Genomic DNA, 15,041 nt, shown 5'->3' with positions numbered 1-15,041 from the left:
GCCTCGGGGACCCCGCATGAAGCACGGAGCCCCCGCCGAGGCGGCGTTCGACGCCAGCGACTTCAGCGTGGCCGTGGTGGCCGCCAGCTGGCACACCGAGGTGATGGACGGGCTGCTGGCCGGCGCGCAGCGCGCCCTCGACGCCCACGGCGTCACCGATGCGGAGATCGTCCGGGTCCCCGGGACCTTCGAGCTCCCGGTCGTCGCCGACGCCCTCGCCGAGGACTACGACGCCGTGGTCGCCCTGGGTGTCGTCATCCGTGGCGGCACCCCGCACTTCGAGTACGTCTGCTCGGCCGCCACCGACGGCCTCACCCGGGTCGCCCTCGACCACGGCATCCCCGTCGGGTTCGGCGTCCTGACCTGCGACACCGACGAGCAGGCGCTGGACCGGGCCGGTCTCGAGGGCTCCAGCGAGGACAAGGGCTGGGAGGCCACCGCCGCGGCGCTGGCCACTGCCCGGACCCTCGCCGGGCTCGCCTGACCCGCGCCCGTAGGCTTGCCACCCGTGAAGACGTTCGAGGAGCTCTGGGCCGAGCTCAACGAGAAGGCCCAGACCCGACCCGAGGGATCCGGCACCGTGCAGCAGCTCGACGCGGGTGTCCACGCGATCGGCAAGAAGCTCGTCGAGGAGGCGGCCGAGTCGTGGATGGCCGCCGAGCACGAGGGCAAGGAAGCCACCGCGCTGGAGCTCAGCCAGCTGCTCTACCACGTGCAGGTGCTGATGATCGCCGCCGACATCACGTTGGAGGACGTCTATGAGCACCTCTGAGACCGGCCTCCTGCGTGTCGCCGTCCCCAACAAGGGCGCCCTGTCGCTGGCCGCGTCGGAGATCCTCAAGGAGTCCGGCTACCGCCAGCGCAGCGACTCCAAGGAGCTCGCGCTCGTCGATGCCGACAACGGCGTCGAGTTCTTCTACCTCCGCCCGCGCGACATCGCGCTGTACGTCGGCGAGGGCACCCTCGACGTCGGCATCACCGGTCGCGACCTGCTGCGCGACTCCGGCGCGAAGGCCGTCGAGGTCCGCGAGCTCGGCTTCGGTCGCAGCCGTTTCCACTTCGCCGGCCCGGCCGGGCGCTACTCCACGCTCGAGGAGCTCGAGGGCACCCGCATCGCCACGTCGTACGTCGGGATCGTGCGGTCGTTCCTCGCCGAGCGCGGCATCGACGCGACCGTGACCCGGCTCGACGGCGCGGTCGAGACGAGCATCCAGCTCGGGGTCGCCGACGTGATCGCCGACGTGGTGGAGACCGGCTCGACCCTGCGCGCGGCCGGCCTCGAGACCTTCGGCGAGGTGGTCCTGGACTCCCAGGCCGTGCTCATCTCCCGCAACGGCGACACCCCGCCCGGCTTCGAGGTCTTCATGCGGCGCATCGAGGGCGTCCTCGTGGCCCGCAGCTACGTGATGATGGACTACGACATCTCCCGCGACCGGCTCGACAAGGCGGTCGCGATGACGCCGGGGCTGGAGGGGCCCACGATCTCCCCCCTCGGCCGCGAGGGCTGGGTCGCGGTGCGCGCCATGGTGCCGCGGGCGGGAGCCCAGCGACTCATGGACGAGCTCTACGACCTCGGGGCCCGGGCGATCCTGCTCACCGACATCCATGCCTGCCGCATCTGAGGGGGCCATCGTGGCGCTCCCGCACACGTGGCGCCCGTTGGGCGTGCGCCTCGCCGTGGTCTTCTTCGGCGGGATGCTGGTGGCCATCTGCGCGTTCGCGTGGTTCGGCTTCGACCCCTCGATCCGGGCCCGGTTCACCTTCTTCCAGCGGTCCACGCTGGTCGCGCTCGGCCTGCTCGCCGGGTCGGTGGCCTACGCGCTGGCGCGCTCCCGCGTGGTGGCCGACGAGGTCGGGCTCACGGTGGTCAACGGCTACCGCCGCCACGTCTACGACTGGGCGCAGGTGGTGGCCGTGAGGCTGCCGCAGGGAGCGCCGTGGGCGACCCTGGACCTGGCGGACGGCACGACCATGTCGGTGCTGGCCATCCAGGGCTCCGACGGCGACCGCGCCCGCACCGCGGTGCACGCGCTGCGGGCCCTCATCGATCGCTGAGTCTTCGCCGGGGCGTCACCGTCCGGACACGGGGGGCTGGTGGGGTCGGCCCATGCGCCTGCGAGCCCGCCACCTGACCCTTGCCGCCGTGACCGTCCTGCTCACCGGCACGACCGGCACGGTCGGTCCCGCGTCCGGGCAGCCGCACGGCTCGCCCGCCGACCCGGGTGGTGCGGTCCTCTCCGCGTGGTCGGTGCTCGACGCCGAGACCTACGTCGCCGACAGCGAGCCCAGCGGCCATTTCGTCACCGGTACGACGGCGGTGCCGCGGCCCTACCCCGGCCAGCCGGTCCAGGGCTTCTCGGGCACCCACGCCCTCGGCGACGGGTCCTTCCTGGTCCTGTCCGACAACGGGTTCGGGGCCAAGGCCAACAGCGCCGACTTCCTGCTGTCCGCGCATCGGATCACCCCCGAGACGGACGCCGCGGACGGCGACGGCACCACGACGTACGACGAGACCGTGCTCACCTTCAGCGACCCGGACCGCCTCATCCCCTGGCCGACGTGGCGCGACGGCGGGTGCGCAGCCGCGGCGTCGCTGCCTGCGGGCTACACCTGCCCCGCGCCGGACCGCCTGCTCACCGGGTGGGACTTCGACCCCGAGTCGATCCAGGTCGCGCCGGACGGGTCGATCTGGGTGGGCGAGGAGTTCGGGCCCTACCTGCTCCACCTGGACGCCGACGGCGTGCTCCTCGAGCCGCCCGTCGCCACGCCGGGCGTGAAGAGCCCGTCCAACCCGACGCTGGGGACGGCGACGCCCAACCTGCCCGGCTCCAAGGGCTACGAGGGCTTGGCGATCAGCCCCCACGGTCGGGTCCTGCACCCGATGCTGGAGGGCGCGACCGCCGAGGACGTCGCCGCCGGGATGGACCGGGCGCTGCGGATCTACACGGTGCGCAAGGGTGAGTTCGAGGACGACGTCCTGCGCTACCAGATGGAGAGCAAGGCCCACGCGCTCGGCGACTTCGTGATGGTCAACCAGCACGAGGCGCTGGTGATCGAGCGCGACAACGAGCAGGGGCCCGCGGCGGCGTTCAAGCGGATCTACCTCGTCGACCTGCGCGACACCGACGGCGACGGCTGGGTCTCCAAGCGTCTGCTCGTGGACCTGATGGACGTCGCCAACCCGGACGGCCTCTCGCCGTACGGCGACCCGTTCACCTTCCCGTTCTTCACCATCGAGGACGTCGAGCTGATCGATGCCCGCACGATCGCGGTGATGAACGACAACAACTTCCCGGCCACGGGTGGGCGCTCGACCACGGAGCCGGACGCCAACGAGTACCTCGAGATCACCCTGCCGCGGCCGCTCAGGGTCGACCGCCGCCTGCTGCCCCGCGGCTGAGCGGCAGTGGCCCTCAGTCGGTCTCGTCGCTGGCGAGCAGGGCCTGGATGCCCCACGTCACCGACAGCTCGTCGCCCGCCTCGCCGCCCGGCGCCAGCGTCACCAGGTCGACGCCCGAGTTGAAGGCGTCCGCGGGCGCGGTCATCGGCTCCACCGCGAGCGAGCGGCGCTCGCGCCCGGCCGCGTCGTCGGCGCTGTAGACCTGGAGCCAGGGGAGCCGCTCGTCCACCCACAGGGCCACGCCGTTGCCGGTCCCCGGGTCGCGCAGCGTCGCGGTGGCGACGCCGTCGGTGCGCGACAGGTCGCCGTACGCCTCGTCGAAGGCGGTCGTCCCGACGACTCGGGCGGTGCGGAAGTCGTGCTCGGCGTCCACCGGCACCGTCTCCACGGGGATGAGCCGGTCGTCGGCGACGGTGCGGGTGCCGGCGGGCAGGGTGAGCTCGAGGTGGTCGATGCCGTCGCCCACGCACAGGTAGGGGTGGGCCCCGCAGGCGTACGGCGCGGGCTCGCCGCTCAGGTTCGTCGCCGTCTGGGTGACCGTCAGCCCGTCGGCGCCGAGGTCGTAGAGCACGTGCAGGTCCACGGCCCACGGGTAGCCGCTCTGCGCCATCACGCGGTAGACCAGCGACACCGAGTTGGCGGTGTGCTCCTCCAGCGTCCACGCCGCCCACCGGGCCAGGCCGTGGGAGGCGTGGGAGCGTTTCGGCTCGGTGAGGGCGAGCTGGTGGTCGCGTCCACCGAAGGAGTAGCGGCCGTCGCGGATGCGGTTGGTCCACGGCATGAGCAGCTGGCCGCGGCCGCCCGCGGACATCTCGTCCTCGCCGAACCCGTCGACCAGGGCGCGCCCGCCGTGCTCGAGGACGCGCAGGGCGCCCCCGCTCTCGGTGACCACCGCCCGGTACCCGGCGGCCGTGATCTCGTACTGGTCGCCGCTCGGCGCGACACGGTGTGAAGAAGACATGCGCGACACCCTAGGGGGGTCAGCGGCGCAGCTGCTCCAGCTCGGCCAGCACGTCCTGCACCGTGTCGGCGAGACGCTCGATCCGCTCGCGGTCGGGCGGTGCCCCGTCGCGGGCGGACGGCGGCATCGCCTCGACGTCGAACGCCGCCTGGTCGCCGCGGTGCCACGTCGAGAACTCCTCCAGCGTGGCACCGTCCCGGTCCACGCTGCGACCCTCGAGCAGGAGCAGCGGGGAGCCCTCGACGACGCCGAGACGCTCCGCCAGCCGCTGGGTCGCGGCCACCGCCCGGATCTGGTTGCGGCCGCCGGCGACCTGTCGTCCGAGGCGCTCGGCGAGGAGCTGGTGCAGGGACGCGTCCTCGAGGTCGGCCTCCGCGACGGCGTCCGCCACGTCCGCGGGCAGCCAGGTGCGGATGTAGCTGAGCACCACGTCGCCCACCGACCGCACCCGGCCGAGCTCGAGCACCTCGTCGCCGGTGATCGAGTGCAGGTGGTCCGGGCGCGGGACCAGCCCGTACGACGTCACCCTGGTGCGGACGAGCCCCTGGTGACCGGGGCGCAGCGTGAGGCCCGGCGAGAGCACGTCTCGGTGCACCTCGCTGTGGTCGGCCACCACCGACCCCCGTCCCTGCACCTTGTGGATGAGGCCGTCGGCCTCCAGGCTCGCCAGCGCCTGGCGCACGACGGAGCGTGACACGCCGAACTCCTCCTGGAGCGCGGCCTCGGTCGGGAAGAGGTCGCCCGGACGCAGGTCGCGGCTCTCGAGGCGCTGGCGCAGCGACTGCGCCACCTGGGAGTGCAGCGGGACGCGTCGGGGAGTCGCGGACGGGCTCACGCGCGCCAGCCTAGGGGTGCGCTCACACGCTGACCTGGGAGGCGGTCCTCCACACCGCGTCCCAGCCCGGTGCCAGGGCCGCTGCCCGCCGCGCGGCCAGCACCAGGCTGGCCTCCCGGGCGATGCCCTGGCCGGCGATGTCGAAGGCGGTGCCGTGGTCGACCGAGACCCGGACCACCGGGAGCCCGACGGTGATGTTGACGCCGTCGTCGCCGTACACCGCCTTGAACGGCGCGTGGCCCTGGTCGTGGTAGCAGACCACCACCAGCTCCCACTTCCCGCGGACGGCCTGGGGGATGAGGGCGTCGGCGGGCAGGGGACCCCGCGCGTCGATGCCCCGCTCGCGCGCCGCCTCGATGGCCGGGGCCAGCACATCGGCGTCCTCGTCCCCGAAGAGCCGGTCCTCGCCGGCGTGCGGGTTGAGCCCGGCGACGCCGATCGGCGTCTCCGGGCGCCCCAGCGCGTCCGCGAAGGCGTGCGCGAGGTCGAGGACGTCACGGGTGCGCTCGGGGGTGACGCCTCCGATCGCGTCCCGCAGCGAGACGTGGGTGGTGAGGTGGAAGAAGTACAGGTCGCCGGCGGAGAGCACCAGGGAGAAGTTCTCGACGCCGAACTGCTCGGCCAGCAGCTCGGTGTGGCCGGGGTACTTGTGGCCGCCGGCGTGCATCGCGGCCTTGTTGAGGGGAGCGGTGACGATGCCGTCGATCGCCCTCTCCTTGGCCAGGTCGCAGGCCGCGACGACGAAGCGGTAGGACCCGTCGCCGGCCTCCGGGCTGAGCTCGCCCACCGGCACCGCGGTCATCGGCTGGCCCACCTGCACGACCTCCACGATCCCGGGGTCGTTGGTCGCCTCCCGGGGGTGGGCGATCGCGACGACGACCGAGGGGTCGACCCCGACCGCCGGGGCGGCTCGACGCAGGGCGCCGACGTCGCCGAGCACGACGGGCACGCACTCCGCGCGCAGGTCGTCGTGCTCCAGCAGGGTGCGCAGGGTGATCTCGGGGCCGATGCCGGCGACGTCGCCGAGGGTGAGGCCGAGGACGGGAAGGGTCATGAGGTTGCTCCTAGGGCGCGGACTGCGGTGAACAGGCGGATCAGGGTGGAGGGGTCGCCGAAGCCGCCGGCCTTGGTGGCGACGGCCAGCCCGTCGTGGCGACCGCCGACGACGGCGCCCAGGGGGACGCCCTCGACGGGGGCGTCGACGACCCGGATGCCGGTGGCACCCAGAGCGGCGAGGGTGGCGGCGGCGCCGTCCCCGCCCACGAGGACGAGCAGGTCGTGCTCGCCGCGGTCGAGGGTCGCCGCGGCCTCGGCGGCGAGGGCGTGGGCGCGCCGGTCGGCGGCGCCGTGCTCCGCCTCCTCGGGCGTGATGAGCAGGTCGACGGCGTCGCCTGCGTGGTCCCGGGTGAGGGTGGCGGCCTGTGCCCGGGCGACCTCGTGGAGCGACGACACCACGAGGAGCGCCCGACGGGTGCCGGACGCTGCGATCGACTCCGCGGTGACGGGCCGGTCCGGTCGCCAGGCCCGGGCGAGGGCTCCGGCGAGCCCGGCCGAGCCGACGGGCAGCGCGTCGGGGCCCACGTCGGCGACGGCGGCGGCGACCCGCTCGACGTCCGCGGCGTCGCGCGCGTCGACGACGACGACGTCGTGGGACGCGCCCGCCGTCCGCAGCGCGGCCGCCAGGTCGCCGTCGGCGTCCACCCGCACGCTGCCGGGCAGCAGCCGGGTGAGGTCGGACTCCGTGACCGGGGTGACCGGGTCCCGGCCGGCGGCACCCTCGTGCACCGGCGCCCCGTCGACGAGCACGACACCGTCGACGACCGTGCGCCCCATCGCGGGGTAGGCCGGGCACACGACGGCGTACGCCGCGGGACGGTGCCGCCGGTAGCCGGCCAGGGCACCGCGCACCTGCTCGGCGACGCGCCCCCGGACGGTTGAGTCGACCTTGAGGTAGAGCGTCCCGGTCGTCAGCTCCGCGGCGGCTCTTGCCGTCACGCGCTCGGCGTGCGGGTCGCGGCGCGTGTCCAGGGTGAGGGCCACGGCCTCCTCGACCGGCTCCTCGCGCCACCCGCCGGAGACCGAGAGCAGCGAGGACCACCCGGCGCGGGCGAACTGGACGACGGTGTCGGAGGCTCCCGTGAGGTCGTCGGCGAGGACGAGCACCTTCACAGCTGCGGCTCCTTGACGCCGAGCTCGAGGTCGTCGATGCGCGCGACCTCCTCCTCGGTGAGCAGGCCGCCCTGGCGCTTGAGCACCGCGGAGGCGAGGAGCGGGGCGATGATCGCCGTGACGAGCACGGACGCCGCCACCTGCGCGGTCGCCGTCTCGACGTACGGCTCGAAGCGCGGGTCGGCCAGCGCGATGATCGCGGGGGTGGCGATCGCGTTGCCGGCCGTCGTGCCCGCCGCGAAGCCGATGCCCGAGCGGTAGCCGCGGCGCAGCAGGAAGCGGTAGCCGAGGTAGGTCAGCAGTCCGGTGACCGGTGCGACCACGATGCCCACGGCGATGCCGGCGGCCCCGCCGGTGACGATGTTGTTGAGGTCGATGCCGGTGCCCAGGGCGAGTGCGAAGAACGGGATCACGATGGCGGGGGTGGGGCGGAGGACCTCGCGCCAGTACGGGTTGAGGTTGCCGACGACCATCCCGAGCACGAACGGGATGACCGCGGCGACCATGGCGCTCACCGGGATCGCGGCCAGGCCGGAGACCCCGAGGAACAGCATCGAGAAGAACGGCCCGTCGTTGAGGGCCGAGGCGATGTAGGCGCCGCGGTCGCGCTTGTCGCCGTACCGGCCGGTGAAGGCCAGCCACAGCCCGCCGTTGCTGTTGTCGACCGCGACCAGCAGCGCCAGGATCGAGACGCCGAGGATCCCGTCGATGCCGACCACGGTGCCGAGCAGGATGACGAGGGTGGCCGGGATGATGCTCTTGCAGAGCAGGACCGTGCCCGCCGTGGCGAGCACCGGCCCGCTCGTCCTCAGCGTCACCTGGGTGCCGGTGGCGAAGATGAGCAGCGCGATGAGCGGCAGCGCGCTGTCCTGGAACAGGGCCGTGGTGAACGAGCCGAGGCCGAGGAAGCCCGGGGCGAACGTGCCGAGCACCGACCCGATCACCAGCGGGATCAGCATCAGGCCGCCGGGGATGCGGTTCATCGTCTGGTAGATCGGGAGGACCTCGCGGTCGGAGGTGGTGGTCGTCATGAGGAGTCCGTTCTGGTCGATCCAATAGTACGTACAACGTGTACGTACAAATCACTCTGACACGGGCGCGCCGCGAGTGTCAACGGTCACACGCGCGCACCTCGGCCCCTACGCTGCCGCCATGGCCCTGACCCACCGCCCGGTGACCGCCGCGGACGCTGAGGAGGTGGCGTCGCTGATGACGCGGATCGCCGCCGACCACCCGACCGGCTTCGAGCTGTCGGCCGCGGAGGTGCGCGAGCTGCTCGCGGACTTCCCGGGCGTGGTGTGCGAGGGCGGGTGGGACGGCGGCGACCTGGTCGCCTACACGACGATCCTGCCGCGGGCTCCCCACGACGGCAGCCAGCACTTCCTGCTCTTCGGTGACGTCGACCCTGCACGCCTCGGGGAGGGGTTCGGCACCGCCATGCTGGGCCGGGCGCTCGAAGCGGCACGGCGGCTGCACGCCGAGCACGCCCCCACGTGCCGGGCACGCTTCCACACCCGCGCGCTGGCCGGTCGGGCGGACCAGGCGCGCCTGCTGGCGGACCACGGCCTGGTCGTGGACCGCCACAACTTCCTGATGTTCTCCGACCTCACCGGGCTGCCACCGGTCGACCTGCCCGAGGACCTCGAGCTGGCCTCCTTCGACCCGGCCACGGCCGAGGAGCTGCGGGCCGCGCACAACGAGGCCTTCCGCGACTACCCCAACGGCACCGCCCTCGACGAGCAGACCTGGGCCGGGTTCATGGTCAAGGCCGCCCACACCCGCCACGAGCAGTCCTTCGTCCTGCGTGATCCGCGGGCCGGCGGGCAGGTCGCGGCGTACGTCTTCGTCCACGAGTACGACCTGGCGCCCTCGGGCGAGCCGGGCCGCGAGGCGTACGTCGCCTACGTCGGCACGCTCGCGGCGCACCGCGGCCGGGGGCTGGCCACGCACCTGCTCGCGCACACGCTGCACGCCTGCCGCGAGGCAGGCTTCGACACCTCGAGCCTCGACGTCGACACCCAGAACCCGACCGGCGCCCTGGGGATCTACGAGCGTGCCGGGTACGCCGTGCGCCACCGCCAGGACAACTACGCGCTGGAGGAGGGGCCGGTCACATAGACCAGGTCGGCCCGGTCGCGGGTGCGCTCACCGGCGTGGAGGGCGGCCTCGTCGTCGAGCCAGCGCAGCCACCGGGGGCGCATGTGCTCCCCGTCGCGCGCCAGGCCCCGGAGCAGCCGCTCCTCGCGGGGCGCCTCGACCCAGACCAGGGTCGTCACGAGGTCGTCCACGCGGAGGGGGGCGGACCCGACGCCTTCCAGCACCAGCAGCCCGCCGGGGGAGAGCGGGTGGGACTCCGCCCATCCGGAGGCGTGCCAGTCCCACCGGGTCCAGGCCGAGGGGCCTCCGGCTGCCAGCGGCCGCAGGACCGCCTCGAGGGTCGCGCCCAGCCCGGGCAGGCCGTCCCACCCCTCCAGCAGCTCGTCGGTGTGCACGACCTGCGCCCCCGCGACGGCCGCCAGCGCCAGGGCCAGGGTGGTCTTCCCGGCCCCGGCCAACCCGTCGACGCACACCAGCCGTCCGGGACCGAGCGTGGGCGGGCGCGCGAGCGCGTGCGCCAGGACCTCGGCGGGGTCGATCGCCGCCGTCACCAGGCGTGGCCCAGGCCGCGGTAGGTCGGCACCGTCTCGACGATCCGGTCCCCGCGCACGAGGTGCACGTCGTTGACGTGCTCGAAGAGCTCGCCGGACTTGGCGTGCCGGAACCACACGAGGTCCCCGATGCCCAGCCGCGAGGCGGCGTGGCCGGTGAGCGGGGTCTGCACCTCCCCGGCGCCCTCGAGGCCGGTCAGGTGCAGCCCGGGCGGGGCCCACGGGGCCGGCGCCCGGTCGTCGCCCACGGGTCCGGAGGCGATGAGGCCGCCGCCGTGCACGGTGGCCAGGGTGGGGGAGGGCTTGCGGCTGACCCGCAGTCCGAAGAACGCGGCGGGGCGGGGTGTGAAGGACTGGTAGTGGTCGAAGAGCCCGGGCGCCAGCAGGCCCGATCCCGCGGCGACCTCGGTCACGACCGGGTCGGCGACCGTCGACTCCACCGAGCCGGACCCGCCGGCGTTCCAGAACTCGAGGTCGACCAGGCCCCCCAGCACGTCCACCACCTCGCGGCGGCGGACCTCCAGCTGGGCGACCGACGCCTGCTTGAGGCGACGGACCAGCAGCGACCGGGTGCGCTGGCCGGGTACGTCGTCGGGGACCCCGGCCACCTGGCCCTCGTAGGTCATCGCCCCGACCAGGACGAAGCCCGGCCGGGAGACGACGGTGCGGGCCAGGTCGCCCACGGCGGCGGCGTCGTACAGGGGGGAGCGCTTGGGCCCGACGTGCTGGCCGCCCACCCGCAGGCCCGCGTCCACGTCGATCGCGACCCGCACGTCCACGCCGGCGCCGCGGCGTACGGCGTCGACCGCGTCCAGGTGGGCCACGTCGTCGACCATGATCGTGATGGCGGCCGCGGCGTCCGGCGAGCCGACGAGCCGGGCCAGGGCGCCCTGGTCGACGCTGGGGTAGGCGACCACGACGTCGTCGCTGATCCCGGTGTCGTGGAGGTGCAGCGCCTCGGCGAGCGTGTAGGCCAGCACCCCGGAGAACCCGTCGTGGGCCAGCGCGCGAGCCACCAGGCCGGGCACCCGCAGGGACTTGGAGGCGACCCGCACGGGCTTGCCCGCGGCCCGGCGGGCGAGGTCGTCCGCGTTGGCGTCGAAGGCGTCGAGGTCGACCACGGCCAGCGGGGTCGGCAGCGGGTCCGGGTGGGAGGCGACCGCCGCGCCCAGGCGGGCCCACAGCCGGTTGCGCTCGACCAACGCCTCCACCGGCGCCTGGCTCACTGGATCCCGCGCTTCTTCAGCAGCGCCTCGATCTCGGCCATCTCGTCGTCGACGACGGGCTGCTGGCGCGGGGCGCGGGTCGAGCTCGCCTCCGGGAGGTCCCGTCGGGTCGACGACGACGCCACCTCGCCGGCAGCGCCCGTGCCGGTGGCCCGCGCGATCTGCCGGTCCCTCAGGACGCCCGCGAGGACGATGAGCACCACGCCCGTGCCGGCCAGCCCGATCCCGGCCCAGGTGAACGGGTTCAGCACGAGGCCCGAGGCCCAGTCGGTGACGGAGCCCGCGATCTCGGTGAACATCTCCAGGGTGCCGGTGAGGAACGCGGCGGCCGGGAGCAGCGTGAAGCCGAGCGCGCGCATCGCCCCGACGGCACCGCGCCGTCGGAAGGAGACCCACGTCCACACGAGTCCCAGCAGGGTCAGGGTGGCGGCGAGTGCCGCCCAGGTTGCCTCGTCCACACCTCCAGAGTTCCACAGTGCTCCACGGAAGGGGGACAATGACGGGGTGGAACGACACATCCCCGACCCCGGGTTCGCCGGTGACGACGGTCGCGCGGACCCTGCCGTGCGCTCGGCCCTCGCCCTGCCGACCGACGACCCCGCGTCGTACGGCGCCGCGTTGCTGGCCTTGCAGGACGCCCGCCTGCTCGTCCCGGTCGTGGCCGTCCTCGGCGAGGTGGAGGTCGACGAGCACGGGCTGGCGCACGACAAGACCTCCGACATGGCGGCCGTCCTGATGACCGGCGCCGACGGCCGGCGCGCCCTGCTGGCCTTCACCGGCTCCGACAGCCTCGCCGACTGGGACGCCGAGGCCCGGCCCGTGCCGGTCCCGACCCGCCTGGCGGCGCAGTCCGCGGTGCAGGACGGCGCGGCGGCCCTCGTCGTCGACATCGCCGGACCGGCCACCACGGTGGTCGAGGGCGACGACCTCACCCGGCTGGCGGCCGGGTGGCGGGTGGTGCGCCTCCAGGACGGACGCGGTGGGCAGGGGGACCAGCTCGGCTGGATTGGCCCTGCGGCGGAATGATCCGTTAGCCTTCGGTGTTGACCGATCAGTTCCACTCTGCCCCCACGGGGAGCGGGACCGATCCTCCAAGCGGGAATAGCAGCATCGTTCCCCACCCGCACCGGCCGCACTGCACCACAGGTCGTCGGGTCACGGTCCGGATGAGGCGCACGCCCGGCGTGCGTCACTGCGGCTCCCGCTTGGTCCACAGCGGGAGCCATTGTTCATTTCGGGACGTGTCTCCGGCCAGGGTCACCCAACCACTGAGTCACTGGAGGACACATCAGCACCGAGCTGCGCATCAACGAGCGGATCCGGGTTCCCGAGGTCCGTCTTGTCGGGCCCAATGGCGAGACGGTCGGCATCGTTCCGACCGACCAGGCGTTGAAGCTTGCCCAGGAGGCAGACCTCGACCTGGTCGAGATCGCTCCCCAGGGCCGGCCGCCAGTCTGCAAGCTCATGGACTACGGCAAGTTCAAGTACGAGAACGCCCAGAAGGCTCGTGAGGCGCGTCGCAACCAGACGAACGTGATCATCAAGGAGATGAAGCTTCGTCCCAAGATCGACGCGCACGACTACGAGACGAAGAAGGGCCACGTCGTCCGGTTCCTGAAGGCCGGCGACAAGGTCAAGATCACCATCATGTTCCGCGGCCGTGAGCAGCACCGCCCCGAGCTGGGCTTCCGGCTCCTGCAGCGCCTCGCCGAGGACGTCACCGAGCTCGGCTTCATCGAGTCGTCGCCCAAGCAGGACGGGCGCAACATGATCATGGTGCTCGGCCCGCACAAGAAGAAGGCCGACGCCAAGATCGACGCCGCCGCCGCCAAGGACGCGAAGGCGGCCCAGCGCGAGGCGGCCGTGGCCGAGGAGCAGGCCGAGCGGGAGGCCGCCCACGCGGCCGGTCCGGTGGCCGCCAAGAAGGAGCGCGGGCGCTCCGAGAACCTCGACGACGACATCGAGGCGTGAGCCTGCGGCTCCCCGCAGACCCAGCACACACGTCGTCACCAGGCGTCGCACCCCGTCGCCTCCCACCGACGTCCCAGACATCCAGCAGCAGAAAGTAGAGAGAGATGCCGAAGAACAAGACGCACTCCGGTGCCAGCAAGCGCTTCCGCGTGACCGGCTCGGGCAAGATCCTTCGCGAGAAGGCCGGCAAGCGCCACAACCTCGAGAAGAAGGCCTCCAAGGTCACCCGTCGCCTCACCGGCACGGTCGAGGTCGCCAAGGCCGACAACGCGCGCGCCAAGAAGCTGCTGGGTCGCTGACCCACGAGGCCGCCTCCGGCGGTCGGTTGCACCACCTTTCCGAGTTTTGAGCACCAAGGAGTAAGAAATGGCACGCGTCAAGCGGGCAGTCAACGCCCAGAAGAAGCGCCGGGTCGTCCTCGAGCGCGCCTCCGGCTACCGCGGTCAGCGTTCGCGCCTGTACCGCAAGGCCAAGGAGCAGGTCACCCACTCGCTGGTCTACAGCTACAACGACCGCCGCAAGAACAAGGGCAACTTCCGCAAGCTGTGGATCCAGCGCATCAACGCCGCCGCGCGTGCGCAGGGCATGACCTACAACCGCTTCATCCAGGGCCTCAACCTCGCCGGTGTCGAGGTGGACCGCAAGATCCTGGCCGAGCTGGCCGTCAGCGACATCGCCGCGTTCAACGCGCTCGTCGAGACCGCCAAGGCCGCCCTCCCCGAGGACGTCAACGCTCCCAAGGTGTCTGCCTGAGCATGAGCACCCCCCTGACGGGCACCCCACTCACGGTGGGCAACAGCCGCGTCAAGGAGGCTCGCAAGCTGAGCCGCCGCCCGGCCCGTTCCGAGCGGCGGCTCTTCCTTGCCGACGGCCCGAAGGCCGTCGAGGGTGCGCTGTCGGTGTCCGGCTGCGTGGTCGAGGTCTTCGCCACCGCGGACGCCCGGCACCGGTACGCCGACCTGCTCGGCGCCGCGGACGTCGTCACGACCGTGGACGACCGCGCCCTCGCGTCGCTCTCCGAGTCGGTCAGCCCGGCCGGCCTCGTCGCGGTCTGCCGTCACCTGGACGTACCCCTGGGCGGTGCCCTGAGCGGGTCGCTGGTCGCGATCTGCGCCGACGTCCGCGACCCCGGCAACGCCGGAACGGTCATCCGCACGGCCGACGCCGCGGGTGCCGGTGGCGTCGTGCTGGCCGGGAGCTCGGTCGACGCCTACAACCCCAAGACCGTGCGGGCCACGGTGGGCAGCCTGTTCCACCTGCCCGTGGCCGTGGAGGCCGACGCCGCCGCGGCCGTCGCTGCTGCCCAGGCGGCGGGCTACACGGTGCTGGCGGCCGACGGCGCCGGGGACGTCGACCTCTTCGACGCCGACCTCACCGGTCCCACGGCCTGGCTGTTCGGCAACGAGGCGTGGGGCCTGCCGGCCGAGCTGGCGGCGCTCGCCGACCAGCGGGTCGCCATCCCGATCCACGGCCGCGCCGAGAGCCTCAACCTCGCGACCGCGGCCGCGGTGTGCCTCTACGCCAGCGCCCGCGCGCACCGGTCCTGACGAGGTCCCGACCGTGATCCTCATCGACCCGCCGGCCGTGCCACGCTGGGGCCGCACGTGGTCGCACCTGGCCAGCGACACGTCGTACGACGAGCTGCACGCGTTCGCGCTCGCCCACGGCGTCCCGGAGCGGGGCTTCGACCGCGACCACTACGACGTACCGGCGGAGTTCCACGACGCCATGGTCGCCGCCGGGGCGGTCCCCGTGACCAGCCGCGAGCTGGTCGCCCGGGTGCGTGCCGCCGGGTTGCGCCGTCCCAAGGCGGCCCGCCCGGACTAGGGTG

At 73.3% G+C, this 15,041-nt stretch carries 20 protein-coding genes; 12 read left to right on the top strand and 8 right to left on the bottom strand.

The window, feature by feature from the left end; all coding sequences use genetic code 11:
* The first annotated feature begins 16 nt into the window (after window positions 1–16).
* The 5 genes from ribH to ASG94_RS00185 are packed head-to-tail and all read left to right on the top strand — an operon-like array spanning window position 17 to window position 3,400.
* On the top strand, window positions 17–484 hold the full coding sequence (gene ribH, locus ASG94_RS00205; protein ID WP_056924453.1) for a 6,7-dimethyl-8-ribityllumazine synthase: 468 nt from the start codon (window positions 17–19) through the stop codon (window positions 482–484).
* Between the two features lie 24 nt (window positions 485–508).
* The gene (locus tag ASG94_RS00200) at window positions 509–772 is read left to right on the top strand and encodes a phosphoribosyl-ATP diphosphatase (RefSeq protein ID WP_056924452.1); all 264 of its coding nucleotides are present in this window, start codon (window positions 509–511) and stop codon (window positions 770–772) included.
* A complete protein-coding gene (hisG, locus tag ASG94_RS00195) occupies window positions 759–1,622 on the top strand; it encodes an ATP phosphoribosyltransferase (RefSeq protein WP_056924451.1) in 864 nt (287 codons plus the stop codon). The genes ASG94_RS00200 and hisG overlap by 14 nt, the downstream gene beginning before the upstream one ends.
* 10 nt (window positions 1,623–1,632) lie before the next feature.
* Window positions 1,633–2,055 (top strand): PH domain-containing protein, encoded by a 423-nt coding sequence (locus ASG94_RS00190; protein WP_235537072.1) that lies wholly within the window; start codon window positions 1,633–1,635, stop codon window positions 2,053–2,055.
* 52 nt (window positions 2,056–2,107) lie between these two features.
* Entirely contained in the window at window positions 2,108–3,400 is a 1,293-nt protein-coding gene (locus tag ASG94_RS00185) for an esterase-like activity of phytase family protein (RefSeq protein WP_056924449.1), read from the top strand.
* A 13-nt stretch (window positions 3,401–3,413) separates the two neighbouring features.
* On the opposite strand, the gene ASG94_RS00180 is transcribed toward ASG94_RS00185, so the two are convergent.
* From ASG94_RS00180 to ASG94_RS00160, 5 genes are read right to left on the bottom strand one after another with little or no spacing between them, the layout of a single operon-like run.
* Window positions 3,414–4,361, bottom strand: coding sequence for an aldose 1-epimerase family protein (locus ASG94_RS00180; protein ID WP_056924448.1), 948 nt, complete (start codon window positions 4,359–4,361; stop codon window positions 3,414–3,416).
* Window positions 4,362–4,380: 19 nt separating this feature from the next.
* Window positions 4,381–5,196, bottom strand: coding sequence for a GntR family transcriptional regulator (locus ASG94_RS00175; RefSeq protein ID WP_056924447.1), 816 nt, complete (start codon window positions 5,194–5,196; stop codon window positions 4,381–4,383).
* Window positions 5,197–5,218: 22 nt separating this feature from the next.
* Window positions 5,219–6,250, bottom strand: a complete 1,032-nt coding sequence (gene pdxA, locus ASG94_RS00170; protein WP_056924446.1) for a 4-hydroxythreonine-4-phosphate dehydrogenase PdxA — start codon at window positions 6,248–6,250, stop codon at window positions 5,219–5,221.
* Complete coding sequence (locus tag ASG94_RS00165; protein ID WP_056924445.1) at window positions 6,247–7,365, bottom strand: four-carbon acid sugar kinase family protein; 1,119 nt, start codon at window positions 7,363–7,365, stop codon at window positions 6,247–6,249. The genes pdxA and ASG94_RS00165 overlap by 4 nt, the downstream gene beginning before the upstream one ends.
* Window positions 7,362–8,396, bottom strand: coding sequence for a 2-keto-3-deoxygluconate permease (locus ASG94_RS00160; protein WP_056924444.1), 1,035 nt, complete (start codon window positions 8,394–8,396; stop codon window positions 7,362–7,364). The genes ASG94_RS00165 and ASG94_RS00160 overlap by 4 nt, the downstream gene beginning before the upstream one ends.
* Window positions 8,397–8,517: 121 nt before the next feature.
* Here ASG94_RS00160 and ASG94_RS00155 point away from each other — a divergent pair, with 121 nt between their 5' ends.
* The gene (locus ASG94_RS00155; protein WP_056924443.1) at window positions 8,518–9,483 is read left to right on the top strand and encodes a GNAT family N-acetyltransferase; all 966 of its coding nucleotides are present in this window, start codon (window positions 8,518–8,520) and stop codon (window positions 9,481–9,483) included.
* Here the strand turns inward: ASG94_RS00155 and ASG94_RS00150 are convergent.
* Genes ASG94_RS00150 through ASG94_RS22280 form a run of 3 tightly spaced genes read right to left on the bottom strand, consistent with a single transcriptional unit; the run spans window position 9,453 to window position 11,697 of the window.
* Window positions 9,453–10,013, bottom strand: a complete 561-nt coding sequence (locus ASG94_RS00150; protein WP_235537071.1) for a 4-amino-4-deoxy-L-arabinose transferase — start codon at window positions 10,011–10,013, stop codon at window positions 9,453–9,455. The two genes, ASG94_RS00155 and ASG94_RS00150, sit on opposite strands and share 31 nt — an antisense overlap.
* A complete protein-coding gene (locus tag ASG94_RS00145; protein WP_200957994.1) occupies window positions 10,010–11,239 on the bottom strand; it encodes an amino acid deaminase/aldolase in 1,230 nt (409 codons plus the stop codon). Before ASG94_RS00145 ends, ASG94_RS00150 begins: the two co-directional genes overlap by 4 nt.
* Window positions 11,236–11,697 carry a hypothetical protein gene (locus ASG94_RS22280; RefSeq protein ID WP_056924442.1) on the bottom strand — a complete coding sequence of 154 codons (462 nt, stop codon included), beginning with the start codon at window positions 11,695–11,697 and terminating at the stop codon, window positions 11,236–11,238. Before ASG94_RS22280 ends, ASG94_RS00145 begins: the two co-directional genes overlap by 4 nt.
* A gap of 46 nt (window positions 11,698–11,743) precedes the next feature.
* Between ASG94_RS22280 and ASG94_RS22275 the strand changes: the two genes are divergently transcribed.
* The 6 genes from ASG94_RS22275 to ASG94_RS00110 all read left to right on the top strand — a co-directional run bounded on the left by ASG94_RS22275 (window position 11,744) and on the right by ASG94_RS00110 (window position 15,037).
* On the top strand, window positions 11,744–12,265 hold the full coding sequence (locus tag ASG94_RS22275) for an SseB family protein (protein WP_056924441.1): 522 nt from the start codon (window positions 11,744–11,746) through the stop codon (window positions 12,263–12,265).
* Window positions 12,266–12,526: 261 nt separating this feature from the next.
* Window positions 12,527–13,210 carry a translation initiation factor IF-3 gene (gene infC / locus ASG94_RS00130; RefSeq protein ID WP_056924440.1) on the top strand — a complete coding sequence of 228 codons (684 nt, stop codon included), beginning with the start codon at window positions 12,527–12,529 and terminating at the stop codon, window positions 13,208–13,210.
* Window positions 13,211–13,314: 104 nt separating this feature from the next.
* Window positions 13,315–13,509 carry a 50S ribosomal protein L35 gene (rpmI, locus tag ASG94_RS00125; RefSeq protein ID WP_056924439.1) on the top strand — a complete coding sequence of 65 codons (195 nt, stop codon included), beginning with the start codon at window positions 13,315–13,317 and terminating at the stop codon, window positions 13,507–13,509.
* Between the two features lie 67 nt (window positions 13,510–13,576).
* The gene (gene rplT, locus ASG94_RS00120) at window positions 13,577–13,963 is read left to right on the top strand and encodes a 50S ribosomal protein L20 (protein WP_056924438.1); all 387 of its coding nucleotides are present in this window, start codon (window positions 13,577–13,579) and stop codon (window positions 13,961–13,963) included.
* A 2-nt stretch (window positions 13,964–13,965) separates the two neighbouring features.
* Window positions 13,966–14,757, top strand: a complete 792-nt coding sequence (locus ASG94_RS00115; RefSeq protein ID WP_056924437.1) for a TrmH family RNA methyltransferase — start codon at window positions 13,966–13,968, stop codon at window positions 14,755–14,757.
* 13 nt (window positions 14,758–14,770) lie between these two features.
* Complete coding sequence (locus tag ASG94_RS00110) at window positions 14,771–15,037, top strand: DUF4031 domain-containing protein (RefSeq protein WP_056924436.1); 267 nt, start codon at window positions 14,771–14,773, stop codon at window positions 15,035–15,037.
* Window positions 15,038–15,041 lie beyond the last annotated feature (4 nt).

Source organism: Nocardioides sp. Soil805 (genome assembly GCF_001429625.1).
GTDB lineage: Bacteria > Actinomycetota > Actinomycetes > Propionibacteriales > Nocardioidaceae > Nocardioides.
This window is presented reverse-complemented; position numbering and strand designations above follow the sequence as displayed.